Raw genomic sequence first — 18,656 nt, 5'->3', positions numbered from 1 at the left:
CTCTTCCGATCCCCCGCCGAGCCCGAGGCGGCACCGGCCGTGCCGGCGGCGCTGGCGGCTTCCGCTGCGGTGTCGGCCGCGGCCGGCATCCCGGCGGAAGCGACGCCCGCCTCCGCCCGGGGCTCGGCCCCGGCGCTGGTCGCTCCCGCAACCGCCGACCCGCGGCGCACGCAGATCGGCCCCGAGGGCGGCCCGGTGGAGGTGCAGGCCGACCGCATCGGCGGGCGCCCGGACGTGGAGATGGAGGCGCAGGGCAACGTCGAGCTGAAGCAGGGCAACCTGCACGTGTGGGCAGACCAGGTCAACTTCCGCCAGGACCAGCAGCTGCTCAAGGCCCGCGGCAACCTGCGGGTGGAGCAGGAAGGCAACCGCTTCAAGGGTCAGGAACTGCAACTGCAGCTCGACACCCGCGAGGGCTTCGTGCTGGAGCCCGAGTACTTCCTGGCCCTGACGCAGGCCGGCGGGCAGGCCGAGCGCATCGACTTCCTGGGGCCCAAGCGCGCGCGCATCACGGAAGGCACCTACACCAGCTGCACGGCCGAGGGCGAAGGCACACCGGACTGGCTGCTGTCGGCCGATCAGGTGGACCTGGACCTGGACGCCAACGAAGGCGTTGCCCGCGGTGGCGTGCTGCGCTTCCTGGGCGTGCCGATCCTGGCCGCGCCGCGATTGAGCTTTCCGCTGTCGAGCGCGCGCAAGTCGGGCTGGCTGCCGCCCGACATCAACATCGACAACCGCAGCGGCCTGGACCTGTCGGTGCCCTACTACTGGAACATCGCCCCCAACCGCGACGCCACCTTCACGCCCACGCTGTCCACACGCCGCGGCCCGGGCCTCAACAGCGAGTTCCGCTACCTGGAGCCGGCCTACCAGGGCCGGCTGAACTTCAACCTGCTGCCCGACGACCGGGTGGCCGACCGCGAGCGCTGGGCGCTGGGCTTCGACCACAGCGGCAGCGGCGCCGGCTTCGGCTACCGGCTCGAAGGCGTGCGGGTGTCGGACGACGATTACTGGAAGGACTTCTCCCGCGGCTCGACCTCGCTGCTGTCCGCGCGCACCGGCGCCACCCTCACCCCGCGGCTGCTGCCGATGGACCTCAACGCCGACCGCAACCTGGGCAACTTCGGACTGCCCGGCGGCCAGTGGACCGGCTACGCCCGCGCGCTGAGCTGGCAGGTGCTGCAGGACCCGGACCCGCTGGGCCGCATTCTTCCGCCCTACGAACGGCTGCCGCAGATCGGCGTACAGGGCGGCAGCGCGCTGGCCGGTGGGCTGCGGATGGATCTGCAGACCGAGTTCAACCGTTTCAGCGCCGCGCCCACAGCCGCCGCCGGCACCATCACCGGATCGCGCTGGCATGCGCTGGGCACGCTCAGCCGCCCCTTCAGCACGACCTGGGGCTGGTTCACGCCCAAGTTCTCCTTCAATGCGGCGAGCTACGCCACCGACCAGGCGATGAGCGACGGGCGCACCAGCGCCTCGCGCGTGATTCCTACCTTCAGCGCCGACGCTGGGCTGGTGTTCGAGCGCGCCTCCGGGCTGCTGGGACGCAACCTGCGCCAGACGCTGGAGCCGCGGCTGCTGTACGTGTACACGCCCTACCGCAACCAGACAGCGCTGCCGCTGTTCGACACGGCGGGCAAGGACTTCAACATCACCTCGCTCTACACCGAGAACGCGTTCTCGGGCGTGGACCGGGTCAACGATGCCAACCAGCTCACCGCCGGCGTCACCACGCGCTTCCTGGACGAGGCCGGCGGCCAGGAGCTCGCGCGCTTCAGCGTGGCGCAGCGCGTGCTGTTCGACGACCAGCAGCTCACGCCCGAAGGCACGCCCATCACGCAGCAGCTATCGGACCTGCTGCTGCTGGGCTCGTCCTGGCTGACGCCGCTGTGGGCCCTGGACGGCTCGCTGCAATACAACCATTCGACGCGGCGCGTGTCGCGCTCGGTGCTGGGTGCGCGCTACTCGCCCGGGCCCTACCGCACGCTGAGCCTGCGCTACCGCTTCACGCGCGACTCCAGCGAGCAGCTGGAAGCGGGCTGGCAGTGGCCGGTGTACGGAAGGGCGCCGGGTGCGCTGGTCCAGGGCGGCAGCAGCAGCGGCAACTGCGGCGGCGGCAGCCTTTTCAGCGTGGGGCGCGTGCTCTACAGCGTGCGCGACAGCCGCATTACCGACTCCATCGTCGGCTTCGAGTACGACGCGGGCTGCTGGATTGCCCGCGTGGTGGGCGAGCGACTGTCCACTGGCCGTACCGAGGCCACCACACGGCTGCTGCTGCAACTGGAGCTGGTTGGTCTTTCGCGGCTGGGCAGCAGCCCGCTGCAGGTCCTCAGGGACAATATCCCGGGCTACCGGCTGCTGCGCGAGGACGTCACGCCGCTGCCGCCGCCTGCTTCGTATGAGTGATTTGCCGTTGCGCGGCCCGCAGCCGCGCCTTTCCGGGCCCGGTCGTGGCCGCCCTCAAGCCATCGTGAGTGAACCCTTGTTTCGCAAGCCCAAGACCCTCGTGCTCGGCTGGCTGCTGGCGGCGTGCGCGCTGCAGGCGCCGGTGCCGTCCGCCCTCGCCGCCGCCAGCGCACCGCGCACCGCGGACTTCATCGTGGCCGTCGTCAACCAGGAGCTGGTGACGGCGGTGGAAGTCGAACAGCGCCTGGCGCGCATCCGCGCCGAGGCTGCGCGCGCCGGGCAGCGGCTGCCGCCGGAGGACCAGCTGCGCCAGCAGGTGCTGGAGGCGCTCATCGACGAGCGCGTGATCCTGAGCCATGCCCGCGACACCGGCGCGCGCGTGGACGAGGCCGAACTGGACCGTGCCGTGGCCAGCGTCGCGGCGCAGAACCAGATCACGCCGGCCCAGCTGCGTGACCGGCTGCGCCAGGACGGCATCGACATGCAGCGCTTCCGCGCCAACCTGCGCGACCAGATCATGATCGAGCGCGTGCGCGAGCGTGAATTGCAGCAGCGCATCCGTGTCAGCGACGCCGACATCGATGCCTTCATCGAGAAGCAGCGCCGCGAGATGGGGGGCCAGAGCGAGCTCAACATCGCGCAGATCCTGGTGCCGGTGCCCGAAAGCGCGTCGGCGGCGGAGGTCGAGAAGCTGCGCGCGCAGGCCGAGCAGGCGCTGCAGCGCGTGCTCGGCGGCGAAGACTTCGCCGCCGTGGCACGCCAGGTGTCGCAGGACGACAACCGCGAGCGCGGCGGCGAGATCGGCCTGCGGCCCGCGCAGCGGCTGCCCGATGTGTTCGTGGAGCGGGTGCGCGGCCTGCAGCCCGGGCAGGTGGCGCCGCAGCTGCTGCGCACCGGCGCGGGCTTCCACGTGCTCAAGCTGCAGGACAAGCGCGACAGCGCCGTGCTGCGCGTGACGCAGACCCGCGCGCGCCACATCCTGCTGCGTCCCTCGGCCCAGCTGTCGGCGGAGGTGGCCAAGCAGCGGCTGGCCGAGTACCGGCGCCAGATCGAGAGCGGCAAGGCGCGCTTCGAGGAGCTGGCGCGCACGCAGTCGCAGGACGGCAGCGCCGTGCAGGGCGGCGACCTGGGCTGGACCTCGCCCGGCTCCTTCGTGCCCGAGTTCGAGCAGGCCATGAACGCGCTGCAGCCCATGGGGCTGTCGGAGCCAGTGGTCTCGCGCTTCGGCGTGCACCTGATCCAGGTGCTGGAGCGGCGCGAGGTGGCGGTGGAGCCCAAGCAGCTGCGCGAGCTCGCCCGCGACGCGCTGCGCGAGCAGCGCTTCGACCAGGCGTATGCCGACTGGGTCCGCGAGCTGCGCTCGCGCGCCTACGTCGAGATGCGCGAGAACCCGCGCTGAGCATGGGACAGCACATCGCGCGCAAGCGCTTCGGGCAGCACTTCCTGTCCGACACGGCCGTCATCGATGCCATCGTGCGCGCCATCGACCCGCGCCCGGGGCAGCCGCTGGTGGAGATCGGCCCCGGGCTGGGCGCCATGACCGACCCGCTGGTGGCGCGCTGCGGCGCGCTCACGGTGGTGGAGCTCGACCGCGACCTCGCGGCGCGGCTGCGCCGGCGCCCGGAGCTCACGGTGGTCGAGTCCGACGTGCTGCAGGTGGACTTCCGCGCGCTGGCCGCCGAGCGCGCCGCGCAGGGGCCGCTGCGCGTGGTGGGCAACCTGCCCTACAACATCTCCTCGCCGATCCTGTTCCACCTGCTGCCCGCGGCCGACGTGGTGCTGGACCAGCACTTCATGCTGCAGAAGGAAGTGGTGGACCGCATGGCCGCCGCGCCCGGCGGCAAGGACTACGGGCGGCTGTCGGTGATGCTGCAGTGGCGCTACCAGGTGGAGTCGCTGTTCGACGTGCCGCCTGAGGCCTTCGAGCCGCCGCCGCGGGTGGACTCCTCCATCGTGCGCATGCTGCCCTGGCCCAAGCCGGCGGCGCTGGACGCGGCGCTGCTGCAGGAGCTCGTGGCCGTGGCCTTCTCGCAGCGCCGCAAGCTGCTGCGCCACACGCTGGGCCGCTGGCTGGAGCAGCGCGGCTTCAACGGCGATTTCAATCTGCAGCGCCGCGCTGAGGAAGTGCCGGTGGACGAGTACGTCGCGCTGGCGGCGGCGCTGTCGCCGGCAACGGCCTGAAGCCGCCTGGAGCGCGGGCCCGGAGCCGGGCATGAAAAAAGCGACCCGAGGGTCGCTTTTTCTTTGGGGACCGGTGCCGAAGCGTGGTGCTTCAGATCAGGCCGCGCTGCGCCACATCGCCGTGTCGAAGGCGCTGCACATGAGCGGCATGTTGGTACCGAAATTCGCCTGTTGCTGGGCCTTCGTGAGGGCCTTCGGCTTTTCCGTGGGGGCCACCTCGGTAGCCCGCTCCCATGACCCGTTTTCCTGGGAGCGGGCTACTGAAAAGAATAGAAGCACCTGAATGGGACTTTCCGCTCGGCCCAGAAGTCGGCCGCGTCGCGGAACACGTCCAGCAGTTGCTCGCGCGCCTCGCGGTCGAAGCGCGGGTTGTCGGGCAGTTGCTCCAGCACCACCACGAAGCCCGGCTGCGCACCGGACTTGTGAACCAGGTCCGTCATGCAGTCATAGAGCGCATCGAGGTTCTTGCCGAAATGCGCCGGGAACAGGAACGACTGCGCGATGCTCTCCAGCACCTCCTGCTTGGACTGGGCGTTGCTGAGGTTAGCGTGGAGGAAATGCTGGCCGGCGCCCTGGGCGGCCTGCATCAAGTCCTCGACGCGGTAGGCGCGTATCGACTGGACGATGTTTGGTCGGACGGTCTGCAACAGCATGGTCGCGTTACCTCCTGGAGTCACACAAATCGGTCATCGGTCGGCCACGATGCGGCTGAAGCTCGCGTAGTGGTCGCTTGTGTAGTAGCAGACTTCAGGATTCGTGGGCGGTTTGCCGCCACAGACGATGCGCTGAGCGCCGCGATCGTGGCGGCCGGGGGTTGGCACGGTGTACTCCCTGTAGTGGCCGCGCTCGCGCACGGGCAAAAGCCGTTCGCGATTGAAGAACACGCTGCCATCCTTCTGGTAGGGAAAGGGACCGCCGGCGCGGATCAGCCGTTCGGTGGACTGCGCCGGTGCCGGCAAGGCCGACAGTGGCACCTCCTGCAGCGCGGCTGGCGCATCGGCCGGGGTTCGGCTCCACGCCGGCTCCCAACCCATGCCGCCCAAGAGTGCGGCGGCTGCAACGAAAGCGAATCCCCACTTGCGCAAGAACCACCGTCGCTGCGGCTGAGCACTCCTCAACACGGGATAACCCTGAAATCTGCGAAAGGCAGGATGGTAACGAAAGCCCTAAGGAACCTCAAGTTTTTGCCTCAAATTGCAGCAGTAGCCGAAGGCTATAAGGGGCAGAGGCGTGAAGATTCCGCACCCGGGCGCACCAGGACCATGCATGTCGGTCCGGAGCGCACCGGGCGCGGGAGGCGCGGCACGCCTCAGGCGGCCGCGCCGGCGCAAGGGCTGCGCGGGATCAGCGCGGCGCGTTGGCGTCTGCGACCGTCAGTGCCGTCATGTTGACGATGCGACGCACGGTGGCCGAGGGCGTGAGGATGTGCACCGGCTTGGCCGCGCCCAGCAGGATCGGGCCGATGGCGATGCCGCCGCCCGCGGCCGTCTTGAGCAGGTTGTAGGCGATGTTGGCCGCGTCGATATTGGGCAGCACCAGCAAGTTGGCCTCGCCCGTGAGTGTGCTGCGCGGCATCTGCGCCTCGCGCTGCTTGGGGTCCAGCGCGGTGTCGCCGTGCATCTCGCCGTCCACTTCCAGCCACGGCGCCTGCTCCTGCACCAGCGCCAGGGCCTCGCGCATCTTCACGGCCGAGGGCTGGTTGCTGGAGCCGAAGTTGGAGTGCGACAGCAGCGCGGCCTTGGGCTCGATGCCGAAGCGGCGCAGTTCTTCCGCGGCCAGGATGGTGATCTCGGCGATCTGCGCGGCCGTCGGGTCGTAGTTGACGTGCGTGTCCACCAGGAACAGTTGCTTGTTCGGCAGGATCAGCGCGTTCATGCACGCGTAGTTCTCGACGCCCGGACGTCGGCCGATGAGCGCGTCGACGTGCACCAGATGCATCGCCGTGGTGCCCCAGGTGCCGCAAATCAGCCCGTCCACCTCGCCCTTGTGCAGCAGCATGGAGCCGATGAGCGTCAGGCGGCGACGCATCTCGATCTTGGCGAACTGTGCCGTGACGCCCTTGCGCTCCATCAGCCGGTGGTAGGTCTGCCAGTAGTCGGTGTAGCGCTCGTCGTGCTCGATGTTGACCACGTCGTAGTCGCGGCCCTGCTCCAGCCGCAGGCCGAACTTCTGGATGCGCTGCGCGATCACGGCCGGGCGGCCGATGAGCGTCGGGCGCGCCAGGTTCTCGTCCACCACGATCTGCACCGCGCGCAGCACGCGCTCTTCCTCACCCTCGGCGTAGGCTACGCGGCGCGCCTGCGCCGTCTTGGCCACCGCGAAGATGGGCTTCATCGTCGTGCCCGAGGCATAAACGAAGTGCTGCAGCTTCTCGCGGTAGGCGTCCATATCCTGGATCGGGCGCGAGGCTACGCCAGAGTCCGCCGCCGCCTGCGCCACCGCCGGGGCGATCTTGATCATCAGCCGCGGGTCGAAGGGCTTCGGGATCAGGTATTCGGGGCCGAAGCTCAGGTTGGCGCCGGCGTAGGCCGCAGCCACCACCTCGCTCTGCTCGGCCTGTGCCAGCTCGGCGATGGCGTGCACCGCCGCGATCTCCATCTCCACCGTGATCGTCGTGGCGCCCGAGTCCAGCGCGCCGCGGAAGATGTACGGGAAGCACAGGACGTTGTTGACCTGGTTCGGGTAGTCGGTGCGGCCGGTGGCCATGATGGCGTCGTCGCGCACCGTCTTGACCTCCTCGGGCGTGATCTCCGGCGTGGGGTTGGCCAGCGCGAAGATCAGCGGCTTGGTCGCCATGCGCCGCACCATGTCGGGCTTGAGCACGCCGCCGGCCGACAGGCCCAGGAACACGTCGGCGTCCTCGATCACCTCGGACAGCGTGCGCAGCGAGGTCTCCTGCGCGAACTCAGCCTTGTCCGGGTCCATCAGCTCGGTGCGGCCCTGGTAGACCACGCCGGCGAGGTCCGTGACCCAGATGTTCTCGCGCGGCAGGCCCAGCTTGAGCAGCAGACCCAGGCAGGCCAGCGACGCGGCGCCGGCGCCCGAGGCCACGAGCTTGACCTTCGTGATGTCCTTGCCCACGACCTTCAGGCCGTTGAGCAGCGCCGCGCCCACGACGATGGCGGTGCCGTGCTGGTCGTCATGGAAGACGGGGATCTTCATGCGCTCGCGCAGCTTGCGCTCGACGTAGAAGCAGTCCGGGGCCTTGATGTCTTCGAGGTTCACGCCGCCGAAGGTGGGCTCCAGCGCGGCAATGACGTCCACCAGCTTGTCGAGGTTCCGCTCGTTGATCTCCAGGTCGAAGACGTCGATGCCGGCGAACTTCTTGAACAGCACGCCCTTGCCTTCCATCACCGGCTTGGACGCTAGCGGGCCGATGTCGCCCAGGCCCAGCACCGCGGTGCCGTTGCTGACCACGGCCACCAGGTTGCCGCGCGCGGTGTAGCGGAAGGCCGCGGACGGGTCGGCCACGATCTCCTCGCACGCGTAGGCCACGCCCGGCGAGTAGGCCAGCGCCAGGTCGCGCTGGTTGACCATGGACTTGGTCGCCGCGATGGACACCTTGCCTGGGTTCGGAAACTCGTGGTATTCGAGGGCGGCACGGCGCAACTCGGCGCGCTTGTCTTCAGCAGTGGACATGTGAAAAGTCGTTCTGGCTGTGCGGGGGGCAACGATTGTAGGAGTCGTCAAGTTGACTCCCCTCAACTTCGGGCAGCTTTGCGTGCCTGACGCATACTGCGCGCCCCCATGAATGCCCTGCAGTTCCTCCGCAATGCCCTGCCCGGCCGCATCCGGCGCACGCTGCTGTGGGGCGCGCTGGTGGCGCTGCTGCTGGTGGCGCAGACGATGCTGGTGATGCTGACGGTGCGCCACGAGGCCTCGCGCCAGCAGGAGGCGGTGGAGCGCGTGGCCGAGGAGGTGTCGGCCGAGCTGCGCCGCAACGTGATGCGCAGCGTGCAGGCGCTGCAGGCGCAGCTGTGGGGCGGCGGCACCGCGCCCTGGCAGGCCGGCGCCACGGAGTTGCTGCGCACGCAGCACGAGGTGCTGCGCGTGGAGCGGCGCGGGACCGACATGGCGCTGCTGGGTAGCCTGGCCTCGCCCTACAGCGCGCCGCTGTTCGAGCAGCTTGGCCGCGACCAGATGAGCGCCGAAACCGAGCTGACCTGCTCGGCCGCGCGCCGTGCCAGCGCGCCGGCCTTCTCGCACAGCTACTTCGTCCCCCAGCCCGGCGGGCTGGGCGTGGAGGTGATCGACGCCTGCATCCCGGTGCAGCGCGACGGTGGGCACGACGGCTTCGTGGTGCTGAGCTTCGGCCTGGGCACGCTGCTGGAGGAGTCCGCAGGCGCGCAGCGCCTGCGCCGGCACGAGTTCTCCATCGTCGAGATGGACGGCACCCGTCTGGCGCGCGCCGGCATGGCGCGCGGCGCGGGCTTCTACCACGCGCGCCACCTGCTGGAGCTGCCGGGCAGCGCGCTGCAGCTGCGCGTGGACAGCGCCGAGGGCAGCCCGCAGCTCATTCCCAACCTGTCCACGGCGCTGGTGCTGGGGCTGTCGGTGGTGCTGTTCGCGCTGCTGCTGCTGTTGGCGCGCGACGTGCGCCGCCGCGCGCGGGCCGAGCATGCATTGGCCGAGGCGCTGGCCTTCCGCAAGGCGATGGAGGACTCGCTGAGCACCGGGCTGCGCGCGCGCACGCTCGACGGTCGCATTTCCTACGTCAACCCGGCCTTCTGCGCCATGGTGCGCTTCAGCGCCGAGGAGTTGCGCCACACCGTGCCGCCGCCGTACTGGCCGCCCGAGTTCGTCGAGGAGTACACCGAGCGCCAGGCTGCGCGCATGCGGGCCGAGCCGGTGGCCAACCCGCACCAGGAAGGCTTCGAGACGGTGTTCATGCGCCGCGACGGCGAGCGCTTCCCGGTGATGATCTACGAGACCCCGCTGGTGGACGGCGCCGGCCGCCACACGGGCTGGATGAGCGCGGTGCTGGACATGAGCGCGCAGCGCCGGGTGGAGGAGCTCTCGCGCCAGCAGCAGGAGCGGCTGCAGGCCTCGGCGCGGCTGGCCACGGTGGGCGAGATGGCCTCGCTGCTGAGCCACGAGCTGAACCAGCCGCTGGCGGCCATCGCCAGCTATGCCACCGGCTCGCTGAACCTGCTGCAGCAGCCCGATGACCAGACGCCCGACATGCTGCGCCACGCCGTCACGCGCATCGCAGAGCAGGCCGAGCGCGCGGGCCGCGTCATCAAGAGCGTGCACGACTTCGTGCGCCGCCGCGAGCAGGCGCGCGAGAGCATCCGCGCCGACCAGCTCATCGACGCTGTGCTGCCGCTGGTGCGGCTGCAGGCGCGCAAGAGCGGCACGCGCATCGAGCTGGAATATCCGGACCCGATCCCGCGCGTGATGTGCGACCGCACGATGGTGGAGCAGGTGCTGCTCAACCTCACGCGCAACGGCATCCAGGCCATGGAGACGTCCACGCCGCAGCCGCAGCGCGTGCTGCGGCTGCGCGTGCACCCGTCGCAAGAGGGGCGCGTGAGCTTCAGCGTCATCGATGCCGGCCCGGGCATCCCGGCGGAGGTGGCGCAGCGGCTGTTCACGCCCTTCTTCACCACGCGCAGCGAGGGCATGGGTCTCGGACTGAGCCTGTGCCGTACCGTGATCGAGCAGCACGGCGGCGCGCTGGAGTTCGAGAGCACGCCGCAGCCCGAGGGTCCGGGCGGCACCGAGTTCCGCTTCACGCTGCCCGATGCCGCGCGCGTGCCGCGCGCCGTGCCGGCGCGGGCTTGAGCTTCTTTCCCCGCTCGCCCTGAGCCCTTCGACAAGCTCAGGACAGGCTTGTCGAAGGACCGCCCCCGCCTGAATGCGGACTTACATGGCCGATACTCTCGCGATGCAACCCCCGCTCGGTCTCCCCATGGTGTACCTCGTCGATGACGAGGATGTGGTGCGCGACGCGCTGGCCTGGCTGCTGCGTTCGCGGCGGCTGCTCTCGGAAGGCTTCAACAGCGCCGAGGCCTTCGAGGCCATGCTCGATGCGCTGCCCCCCGCCACGCAGGCGAGCTGGCCCGAGTCCCCCTCGTGCCTGCTGCTGGACGTGCGCATGCCCGGTGCCAGCGGCCTGACGCTGTTCGAGCGCCTGGCCGAACGCGGCGTCACCGCCGCGCTGCCCGTGATCTTCCTCACCGGCCACGGCGACGTGCCCACGGCGGTGGCGGCGGTCAAGCGCGGCGCCTTTGACTTCGTCGAGAAGCCCTTTTCCGACAATGCGCTGGTGGACCGCGTGGAGCAGGCGCTGGCACTGTCGGCCGAGGCCATCACGCGCCGGCGCGAGAGCCGGGCCAAGTCGCAGGCGCTGGCCGAGCTCACCGAGCGCGAGCGCGATGTGATGCAGCTCGTCATCGAGGGCAAGCCCAACAAGCTCATCGCCAACGCGCTGGGCATCAGCGTGCGCACGGTGGAAGTGCACCGCGCGCGGCTGTTCGAAAAGATGAACGTGAAGTCCGCCGTCGAACTGGCCAACCTGCTGCGCGAGCAGGGCCAGGGCTGATTCGATGCGGCGCTCGCAAGTGGTGTATTCCGTTCGTCCTGATGCTTCGATACCTCAGCACAGGGCGCGCCCTGCGGGCGCGTCGAAGGATGAACGGCCCTTGCCGTGACGCCGCCTCGCAGCCTGTCGGATTCGCACTTCGATACCGCAGTGCGAACGGTTCATCTCGCAAGCAAAGCGAAATCGGCTTGAAGAGCCATCGAGTTTTCCTTTGCCTTCTCCTTGACTGTTAAACCTTTCCTGCCATGGCTTTGGGCGAGTTCGACCTGATCGCGAAATTCTTCAAGCGCCCGGTGCAGCGCGCGGCGCTGGGCGTGGGCGACGACTGCGCGCTGCTCAACGTGGCGCCGGGCATGCAGCTGGCGGTGTCCAGCGACATGCTGGTGGAGGGGCGGCACTTCCTCTCTACCGTGCTGCCGGCACGGCTGGGCCACAAGGCGCTGGCGGTGAACCTGAGCGACCTGGCGGCCTGCGGCGCGCGTCCGCTGGCTTTCACGCTGGCGCTGTCGCTGCCGCGCGCGGATGCCGCGTTCCTGGAGGGCTTCGCCAGCGGGATGTTCGCGCTCGCGGAGGAGCATGGCATCGAACTCGTGGGCGGCGACACCACGGCCGGGCCGCTGAACATCTGCATCACCGTTTTCGGCGAGGTGCCGGCCGGCCGGGGGCTGCTGCGCTCGGGCGGCCGGCCTGGCGACGACCTGTGGGTCAGCCACCCGCTGGGCGGCGGGATCGGCGACGCGCGGCTGGCGCTGGAGGTGTTCCGCGGGCACGTGTCGTTGGACGGCTGGGATTTCCAAAACGTGCGCCACGCCATGGAGCAGCCGCGTCCGCGCGTGGCGCTGGGGCTGGCGCTGCGCGACCTGGCGCACAGCGCCATCGACGTGAGCGACGGGCTGCTGGGCGACCTGGGCCACGTGCTGCGCGCCTCGCGCGTGGGCGCGCGCGTGGACGCCGATGCGCTGCCGCGCAGCGCGGTGCTGGCGGCGCAGCCGCGCGCGCTGCAGCTCGAATGCGGCCTGGCCGGCGGTGACGACTACGAACTGCTGTTCAGCGCCCCGCCGCAGCGGCGCGAGGCGGTGCTGGCCGCGGCGCGCGCCGCGGGCGTGGGCGTGGCGCGCATCGGCGAGCTGCAGTCCGAGCCGGGGCTGCGGCTGGTGGACGGCTACGGCTCGCCACTGCAGGACCGCTTCGCCAGCTTCGACCATTTCCTGCCGGCATGAGCACGTCCGCGCCGCGCCGCGCCGACCTGCGCTTCCTGCTGGCGCACCCGGCGCACTGGATCGCGCTGGGCTTTGGCAGCGGCCTCTCGCCCAAGGCGCCCGGCACGGTCGGCACGCTCTGGGCCTGGGCGAGCTACCTGGTGCTGGACCACTGGCTCACGGCTTCGCAGTGGGGCTGGGTGCTGCTGGTGGGGCTGGTGGCGGGCTGCTGGGCCTGCACGCGCACCGCGCAGCACCTGAACATCGCCGACCCGGGCGCGATCGTCTGGGATGAGGTGATCGCCTTCTGGAGCGTGCTGTGGCTCGCCATGCCCATGGGATTCACCGGCCAGCTGGTGGCTTTCTGCCTGTTCCGCTTCTTCGACGCCGCCAAGCCGGGGCCGGTCGGCTGGGCCGACCGGCTGTTCAAGATCCGCGACGGCCGCTCACCCGGCTGGGCCCAGGGCTTCGGCATCCTCATCGACGACGTGGTGGCGGCCTTCTGCACCGTGCTGGTGATCGCCTTGTGGCGGCGCTTCGTGATGTGAGCGGCTGTTCGGGGCAGTCGCAGCCTTCTTGCCGGACGAAGCACGGGCGGCGTCCCTGCTGCTTCGCCATTCCCGCGCAGGCCGGAATCCGGGCGGCCCCACGCCGGCGCGCAGCGACCAGGCAGGCCCGCCCAGTCTTCAACCCCGAGTAGGTTCTTTCGGAGACCAAGCCCATGAACTTCCCCGACGACCTGGAGCCGCAAGTGAACGCCCTGGCCGCGGCACTGCTTGCGCGCGGCTGGCGGCTGACGACGGCCGAAAGCTGCACCGGCGGCCTGATCGCCGCGGCTTGCACCGCGGTGGCGGGTTCCAGTGACTGGTTCGAGCGTGGCTTCGTCAGCTACAGCAACGAGGCCAAGACCGAGCTGCTGGGCGTGCCGGCCTCGCTGATCGGCGCCCATGGCGCGGTGAGCGAGCCCGTGGCGCGCGTGATGGCCACCGGCGCGCTGGCGCATGCGCATGCCGACCTGGCGCTGGCCGTCACCGGCATCGCCGGCCCGGGCGGCGCGGTGCCCGGCAAGCCGGTGGGTACGGTCTGGCTGGGCTGGGCCCTGCGCAGCGGTCCTGCCGGTGCGGAGTTGCTGCAGCTCGGCGGCGACCGCGCCGCAGTGCGCGCCGTCACCGTGCAGCGGGCGCTGGACCGCGCCTTGGCCCTGGCCCAGGCAGGTGCTGCATGAAGCTGGCACTGGTGGGACAACTCGGCGCCGCCGAGCGACAGGCGTGGATGGAGGCGCTGCAGCAGGCCCTACCCGAGGCGCAATGGGTGGAGGCCGCACCCGGCGCCGAGGTGGACGTGGCGCTGGTCGCCAACCCGCCGCCGGGGCAGTTACGGGAGCTGAAAGGCCTGCGCCTGATCCAATCGTTGTGGGCGGGCGTGGACCGGCTGCTGGCGGACCCCACGCTGCCGGAAGGGGTGCCTATCGCCCGCATGGTCGATCCGGCCATGAGCGCGGCGATGGCGGAGACGGCGCTGTGGGCAGTGCTGAGCCTGCAGCGTGGTTTCTTCGACTATGCGCGGCAGCAGCGCGAAGGCGTCTGGCGCGTGCTGCCGCAGCGCTGCGCCGACGAGGTACGGGTGACGGTGCTGGGCCTCGGGGAGATGGGGCTGTCGGCGGCACGGCGCCTGGAGGCACAGGGCTACCGCGTCCAGGGCTGGAGCGCGCGGCCACGCCGGGAGCCGGGCATCGACTGCGTGCACGGCGAGGAGGCGCTGCCGGGGCTGCTCTCGCGCAGCGACATCGTGGTGAACCTGCTGCCGCTGACGCCGACGACGCGCGGGCTGTTCAACGCCGAGCGCCTGGCGCTGCTGCCCGAGGGCGCTTGCCTGGTGAATCTGGCGCGCGGCGGGCACGTGGTGGAGGCGGATCTGCTCGCCGCGCTGGACGCGGGGCGGCTGCGGCATGCGGTGCTGGATGTGTTCCAGACGGAGCCGCTGCCGGCGGACAGCCCCTTCTGGAACCACCCTCGGGTGACCTTGTTGCCGCACGCGGCGGCGTTGACGGATGCGCGCAGCGCGGCGGGGATCGCGGCGGGGAATGTGAGGGCGGTGATGGCGGGAGGCACCCTGGCCCATCTGGTGGAGCGAGGGCGAGGCTACTGAGCCCCTTACCTCAACCCCTGCATCACCATCAACGCCAGTTTCTGCAACCCATCCCAGGGTTCAGAAGGCCACTCGGGGTGTTTCAGCCCCTTCACCAGCCCATCGCAGATACGCGCCGCCTGCAGCCAGGCGGTGAGCTGGGCGTCCGTCACGCGCGGCAGCGCGCGTTCGAACAGCCGCTCGCGCGGGCCCCAGGCGCGCGCCTCGCGCAGTGCCATCGGCAGCGGCTTGCCTTGCGACAACGCGTCGCGCCCGCGCTTGAGCGCGCGGATGTCCTCCGCCAGCGTCCAGTGCACCAGCACGGCCGCTTCGCCCTCGGCGCGCAGGCCCTGCAGCATGCGCAACGTGCGCGTGGCCTGGCCGGCCAGCACCGCCTCGCTCAGCTTGAACACGTCGTAGCGCGCGACGTTGAGCACCGCCTGCTCCACCTGCTCGAAGCCCAGCTCGCCCTCGGGGTAGAGCAGCGCCAGCTTCTCCACCTCCTGGTGCGCGGCCAGCAGGTTGCCTTCCACGCGGTCGGCGAAGAAGGCCAGCGTGCGCTCGCCCTCCTCTCCCGGCGCCACGCGCTGGCGATGCGCGGCCATGCGCCGAGCGATCCAGGCCGGCAGCTCGCGCCGCTCCACCGGGTCGATGCGCAGGCTCGCGCCCGCGCCGTCCAGTGCCACGAACCAGGCGCTCTGCTGCTGCTGGCGGTCCAGCCGCGGCAGCTGCACCAGCGTCAGCACGTCGGGGTTGAGCAGTTCGCAGTAGCGCTGCAGCGCCACGGAGCCGTCCTTGCCGGGCTTGCCCGAAGGGATGCGGATCTCGATCAGCTGCCGGCTGGCGAAGAGGCTCATCTCCTGCGCCGCGCCCAGCAGGCTGCTCCAGTCGAAGTGGTTGCCGCTGACGGTGAAGACCTGCCGCTCGGTGTAGCCCGCGGCGCGCGCCGCGGCACGGATGGCGTCGGCCGCCTCCTGCATCTGCAGCGGTTCGTCCCCGTACAGCGTGTAGACCGGCCTCAGGCCCTGCGCCAGGTGCGCGTTCAAACCCTGCGCTCGCAACTGCACGGGGCTAGATCTCCCGCACCGCCTGCAGCCGGCGCAGGACCTGCTGGGCGATGTCGTTTTCCATGTCGCGGAAGAGCTCGTCCTGCTCCAGCTCCTTGGCCAGCGCGATGTCTTCGCTGTAGCTCATGTCGCGGAACAGCAGCAGCTCGGTGGGCGGCAGCAGCGGCTTGCCGGCCCGGGTGCTGAGTCGGTAGCCGAAGCGCACGCGCACCTGCAGGTCGCGCACCTGGCCGAAGGAGGTGCTGGCCACCACGCCGCGCTCGCGCTGCTCGCGCAGCGCCTCCAGAACTACTTGGGCCTGCTGCGGCGCGTCCACCACGGTCACGCTCTCCGGCAGCGTGCGCCTGATCGCCTCGGCCACGGGCGAGCGCGGCGCGAAGCCCACCAGCGCCAGGCGCTCGAAGGGCAGCGGCTGCGGGCGCCGCAGCGCGAAGCCGCAGCCGCCCAGCAGCGGTGCAAGCGTGGCGGCGGCCAGCAGGGTGCGGCGCTTCATGCGGCTCAGACCACCACGTTGACCAGGCGGCCCGGCACCACGATCACCTTCTTGGGCGCCTTGCCTTCGGCGAACTTCTGGAAGTCCGGGCTGGCCAGCGCGGCGGCCTCGATGGCGGCCTTGTCGGCACCGGCGGGCACGCTCACGGCGCCGCGCAGCTTGCCGTTGACCTGCAGCACCAGCTCGATGCGGTCCTGCACCAGCGCCGCCTCGTCCACCTGCGGCCAGGGCGCGTCCAGCAGGTCGCCCAGCTGCTCGGCGTAGCCCAGGTCCTGCCACAGCACATGGGTAATGTGCGGACACGCCGGGTACAGCGCCCGCAGCAGCGTGGAGAAAGCCTCGCGCTGCACCGCTGCGGCGGCGGCGCCTTCGGCCTTGAAGCCTTCCAGCGCGTTGAGCAGCTTCATGCAGCCCGACACCACGGTGTTGTATTGCATGCGCTCGTAGTCGTAGCTGACCTGCTTGAGCACGAGGTGCACCTCGCGGCGCAGGGCGCGCGCGGTGTCGTCGCCGGCCTGCGCCGGGTCGCCGCCGGCGCGCAGCACTTCGGCGTTCTTCACGCCATAGCCCCACACGCGCTTCAGGAACCGGTGCGCGCCTTCGACGGCGGCGTCGTTCCACTCCAGCGTCTGCTCCGGCGGCGCGGCGAACATCACGAACAGGCGCGCCGTGTCGGCGCCGTACTGCTCGATGAGCTGCTGCGGATCGACGCCGTTGTTCTTGCTCTTGCTCATCGTGCCCACGCCCTCGTAGGTCACCGCCGAGCCGTCGCTCTTCAATTTCGCGCCGACGATCTTGCCGCCCGCATCCAGCACGTTCTCGACCTCGTGCGGCCAGAAGTACTCGATGCCGCCCTTGTCGGTGCGGCGGCTGTAGATGTGGTTGAGCACCATGCCCTGCGTGAGCAGGCGCTTGAAGGGCTCGTCGACCTCGACCAGCTTCAGGTCGCGCATCACCTTGGTCCAGAAGCGCGCGTAGAGCAGGTGCAGGATCGCGTGCTCGATGCCGCCGATGTACTGGTCCATCGGCATCCAGTACTTGGTGCCGCCGGCAACCATCGCGTCCTCGTTCTTCGGGTCGCAATAGCGCATGAAGTACCACGAGCTGTCCACGAAGGTGTCCATCGTGTCGGTCTCGCGGCGCGCGTCGCGGCCGCAGCAGGGGCAGGCGACGTTGAGGAAGTCGGCGCGCTTGTTCAGCGGGTTGCCGCTGCCGTCGGGGATGCAGTCCTCGGGCAGCACCACCGGCAGGTCCTTCTCCGGCACCGGCACGGCGCCGCAGCTCTCGCAGTGGATGATGGGAATCGGCGTGCCCCAGTAGCGCTGCCGGCTGATGCCCCAGTCGCGCAGGCGCCAGGTGGTCTTCTTCTCGCCCAGGCCCTTTTCAGCCAGCAGCTCGGCGACCTTGTCCACCGCGGCCTTGTAGGACAGGCCGTCCAGCACGCCGGAGTTGACGTTCGCGCCGCGCTGCTTGTCGCCGTACCACTCGGCCCAAGCCTGGTCGGAGAAGGTCTCGCCTTCCACCGCCACGACCTGCTTGATCGGCAGGCCGTACTTCAGCGCGAAGGCGAAGTCGCGCTCGTCGTGCGCGGGCACGCCCATGACGGCGCCGTCGCCGTAGCTCATGAGCACGTAGTTGCCCACCCACACCTCGACCTGCGCGCCGGTGAGCGGGTGCGTGACGAACAGGCCCGTGGGCTGGCCCTTCTTCTCCTGCGTGGCCAGCTCGGCCTCGGTGGTGCCGCCGTGCTTGCACTCGTCGATGAAGGCCGCGAGCTGCGGGTTCGTGGCCGCCGCGTGCGTGGCCAGCGGGTGCTCCGGCGCCACGGCGCAGAAGGTCACGCCCATGATCGTGTCGGCACGGGTCGTGAAGACGTAGAGCCTGCCGCCCTGGATCAGCTCGCCGGAGGCGTCACGAATCTCGTGCGGGAAGGCGAAGCGCACGCCCTCGCTCTTGCCGATCCAGTTCTCCTGCATCAGCTTCACGCGCTCGGGCCAGCCCGGCAGGCCGTCCTGCACGTGCTGCAGCAGCTCCGCGGCGTACTGGGTGATCTTCAGGTAGTAGCCTGGGATCTCGCGCTTCTCCACCGGCGCGCCGGAGCGCCAGCCGCGGCCGTCGATGACCTGCTCGTTGGCCAGCACGGTCTGGTCCACCGGGTCCCAGTTCACGACCTGGGTGCGGCGCTCGCAGATGCCGGCTTCCAGCATCTTCAGGAACAGCCACTGGTTCCACTTGTAGTAGTCGGGCTTGCAGGTGGCGATCTCGCGCGACCAGTCGATGGCCAGGCCCAGGGCCTGCATCTGGCCCTTCATGTATTCGATGTTGGAGTAGGTCCACTGCGCCGGCGGGACCTGGTTCTTCATCGCCGCGTTCTCGGCCGGCAGGCCGAAGGCATCCCAGCCCATGGGCATCAGCACGTTCCAGCCGTTCATGCGCAGCTGGCGCGCGAGCATGTCGTTGATCGTGTAGTTGCGCACATGGCCCATGTGCAGCTTGCCGCTGGGATACGGCAGCATCGAGCAGGCGTAGAACTTGCGCTTGCTTTCATCCTCGACGACGCGGTAGGCGTCGCGCGCATTCCAGTGCGCTTGGGCGGCCGACTCGACCTCGGCGGGGACGTACTTTTCGTTCATGGG

General features: G+C 70.3%; 16 protein-coding genes. 10 read left to right on the top strand and 6 right to left on the bottom strand.

Features of this window, described 5'->3' with window-relative positions:
* The 4 genes from Q0741_RS16215 to Q0741_RS16200 all read left to right on the top strand — a co-directional run.
* Positions 1–2,409 (top strand): LPS assembly protein LptD (locus Q0741_RS16215; RefSeq protein ID WP_298234234.1); only part of this gene is annotated, 2,409 nt, incomplete at its 5' end.
* 64 nt (positions 2,410–2,473) lie between these two features.
* Positions 2,474–3,808 carry a peptidylprolyl isomerase gene (locus tag Q0741_RS16210; protein WP_298234233.1) on the top strand — a complete coding sequence of 445 codons (1,335 nt, stop codon included), beginning with the start codon at positions 2,474–2,476 and terminating at the stop codon, positions 3,806–3,808.
* A 2-nt stretch (positions 3,809–3,810) separates the two neighbouring features.
* Positions 3,811–4,590, top strand: coding sequence for a 16S rRNA (adenine(1518)-N(6)/adenine(1519)-N(6))-dimethyltransferase RsmA (gene rsmA / locus Q0741_RS16205; protein WP_298234232.1), 780 nt, complete (start codon positions 3,811–3,813; stop codon positions 4,588–4,590).
* Between the two features lie 31 nt (positions 4,591–4,621).
* On the top strand, positions 4,622–4,873 hold the full coding sequence (locus tag Q0741_RS16200; RefSeq protein WP_298234231.1) for a hypothetical protein: 252 nt from the start codon (positions 4,622–4,624) through the stop codon (positions 4,871–4,873).
* On the opposite strand, the gene Q0741_RS16195 is transcribed toward Q0741_RS16200, so the two are convergent.
* From Q0741_RS16195 to Q0741_RS16185, 3 genes are all read right to left on the bottom strand, one after another.
* Positions 4,848–5,243, bottom strand: a complete 396-nt coding sequence (locus tag Q0741_RS16195; protein WP_298234230.1) for a barstar family protein — start codon at positions 5,241–5,243, stop codon at positions 4,848–4,850. The genes Q0741_RS16200 and Q0741_RS16195 overlap by 26 nt on opposite strands.
* Before the next feature lie 33 nt (positions 5,244–5,276).
* On the bottom strand, positions 5,277–5,624 hold the full coding sequence (locus Q0741_RS16190; RefSeq protein ID WP_298234237.1) for a ribonuclease domain-containing protein: 348 nt from the start codon (positions 5,622–5,624) through the stop codon (positions 5,277–5,279).
* Between the two features lie 310 nt (positions 5,625–5,934).
* The gene (locus Q0741_RS16185) at positions 5,935–8,229 is read right to left on the bottom strand and encodes an NADP-dependent malic enzyme (protein WP_298234229.1); all 2,295 of its coding nucleotides are present in this window, start codon (positions 8,227–8,229) and stop codon (positions 5,935–5,937) included.
* A 108-nt stretch (positions 8,230–8,337) separates the two neighbouring features.
* On the opposite strand from Q0741_RS16185, the gene Q0741_RS16180 reads away from it, so the two are divergent.
* From Q0741_RS16180 to Q0741_RS16155, 6 genes are all read left to right on the top strand, one after another.
* Positions 8,338–10,374 carry an ATP-binding protein gene (locus Q0741_RS16180; protein ID WP_298234228.1) on the top strand — a complete coding sequence of 679 codons (2,037 nt, stop codon included), beginning with the start codon at positions 8,338–8,340 and terminating at the stop codon, positions 10,372–10,374.
* A 103-nt stretch (positions 10,375–10,477) separates the two neighbouring features.
* Positions 10,478–11,134, top strand: coding sequence for a response regulator (locus tag Q0741_RS16175; RefSeq protein ID WP_298234227.1), 657 nt, complete (start codon positions 10,478–10,480; stop codon positions 11,132–11,134).
* A gap of 251 nt (positions 11,135–11,385) precedes the next feature.
* A complete protein-coding gene (thiL, locus tag Q0741_RS16170; RefSeq protein WP_298234236.1) occupies positions 11,386–12,354 on the top strand; it encodes a thiamine-phosphate kinase in 969 nt (322 codons plus the stop codon).
* Positions 12,351–12,881: a phosphatidylglycerophosphatase A gene (locus Q0741_RS16165; RefSeq protein ID WP_298234226.1), complete on the top strand. Its 531-nt coding sequence runs from the start codon at positions 12,351–12,353 to the stop codon at positions 12,879–12,881. Before thiL ends, Q0741_RS16165 begins: the two co-directional genes overlap by 4 nt.
* A gap of 173 nt (positions 12,882–13,054) precedes the next feature.
* Positions 13,055–13,558 carry a CinA family protein gene (locus Q0741_RS16160; protein WP_298234225.1) on the top strand — a complete coding sequence of 168 codons (504 nt, stop codon included), beginning with the start codon at positions 13,055–13,057 and terminating at the stop codon, positions 13,556–13,558.
* Positions 13,555–14,481 carry a glyoxylate/hydroxypyruvate reductase A gene (locus tag Q0741_RS16155; protein WP_298234224.1) on the top strand — a complete coding sequence of 309 codons (927 nt, stop codon included), beginning with the start codon at positions 13,555–13,557 and terminating at the stop codon, positions 14,479–14,481. Before Q0741_RS16160 ends, Q0741_RS16155 begins: the two co-directional genes overlap by 4 nt.
* Before the next feature lie 5 nt (positions 14,482–14,486).
* Here the strand turns inward: Q0741_RS16155 and holA are convergent, their stop codons facing one another.
* Genes holA through leuS form a run of 3 tightly spaced genes read right to left on the bottom strand, consistent with a single transcriptional unit; the run spans position 14,487 to position 18,653 of the window.
* A complete protein-coding gene (gene holA, locus Q0741_RS16150; protein ID WP_298234223.1) occupies positions 14,487–15,527 on the bottom strand; it encodes a DNA polymerase III subunit delta in 1,041 nt (346 codons plus the stop codon).
* 4 nt (positions 15,528–15,531) lie between these two features.
* Entirely contained in the window at positions 15,532–16,020 is a 489-nt protein-coding gene (lptE, locus tag Q0741_RS16145) for an LPS assembly lipoprotein LptE (protein ID WP_298234222.1), read from the bottom strand.
* Between the two features lie 5 nt (positions 16,021–16,025).
* A complete protein-coding gene (gene leuS, locus Q0741_RS16140) occupies positions 16,026–18,653 on the bottom strand; it encodes a leucine--tRNA ligase (protein ID WP_298234221.1) in 2,628 nt (875 codons plus the stop codon).
* Between the last annotated feature and the right edge of the window lie 3 nt (positions 18,654–18,656).

This window comes from uncultured Azohydromonas sp. (genome assembly GCF_937926365.1).
Lineage (GTDB): Bacteria > Pseudomonadota > Gammaproteobacteria > Burkholderiales > Burkholderiaceae_C > Azohydromonas.
Note: the sequence above shows the minus strand (reverse complement) of the source record. Positions and strands in the feature narration are given on the sequence as shown.

Excerpts from the sequence above, each read along its gene's own strand:
- rsmA (WP_298234232.1), top strand. The coding sequence starts at position 3,811 with ATGGGACAGCACATCGCGCGCAAGCGCTTCGGGCAGCACTTCCTGTCC.
- Q0741_RS16200 (WP_298234231.1), top strand. The coding sequence starts at position 4,622 with ATGAAAAAAGCGACCCGAGGGTCGCTTTTTCTTTGGGGACCGGTGCCG.
- Q0741_RS16195 (WP_298234230.1), bottom strand. The coding sequence starts at position 5,243 with ATGCTGTTGCAGACCGTCCGACCAAACATCGTCCAGTCGATACGCGCC.
- Q0741_RS16190 (WP_298234237.1), bottom strand. The coding sequence starts at position 5,624 with ATGGGTTGGGAGCCGGCGTGGAGCCGAACCCCGGCCGATGCGCCAGCC.
- Q0741_RS16185 (WP_298234229.1), bottom strand. The coding sequence starts at position 8,229 with ATGTCCACTGCTGAAGACAAGCGCGCCGAGTTGCGCCGTGCCGCCCTC.
- Q0741_RS16180 (WP_298234228.1), top strand. The coding sequence starts at position 8,338 with ATGAATGCCCTGCAGTTCCTCCGCAATGCCCTGCCCGGCCGCATCCGG.
- Q0741_RS16175 (WP_298234227.1), top strand. The coding sequence starts at position 10,478 with ATGCAACCCCCGCTCGGTCTCCCCATGGTGTACCTCGTCGATGACGAG.
- Q0741_RS16165 (WP_298234226.1), top strand. The coding sequence starts at position 12,351 with ATGAGCACGTCCGCGCCGCGCCGCGCCGACCTGCGCTTCCTGCTGGCG.
- Q0741_RS16160 (WP_298234225.1), top strand. The coding sequence starts at position 13,055 with ATGAACTTCCCCGACGACCTGGAGCCGCAAGTGAACGCCCTGGCCGCG.
- Q0741_RS16155 (WP_298234224.1), top strand. The coding sequence starts at position 13,555 with ATGAAGCTGGCACTGGTGGGACAACTCGGCGCCGCCGAGCGACAGGCG.
- lptE (WP_298234222.1), bottom strand. The coding sequence starts at position 16,020 with ATGAAGCGCCGCACCCTGCTGGCCGCCGCCACGCTTGCACCGCTGCTG.
- leuS (WP_298234221.1), bottom strand. The coding sequence starts at position 18,653 with ATGAACGAAAAGTACGTCCCCGCCGAGGTCGAGTCGGCCGCCCAAGCG.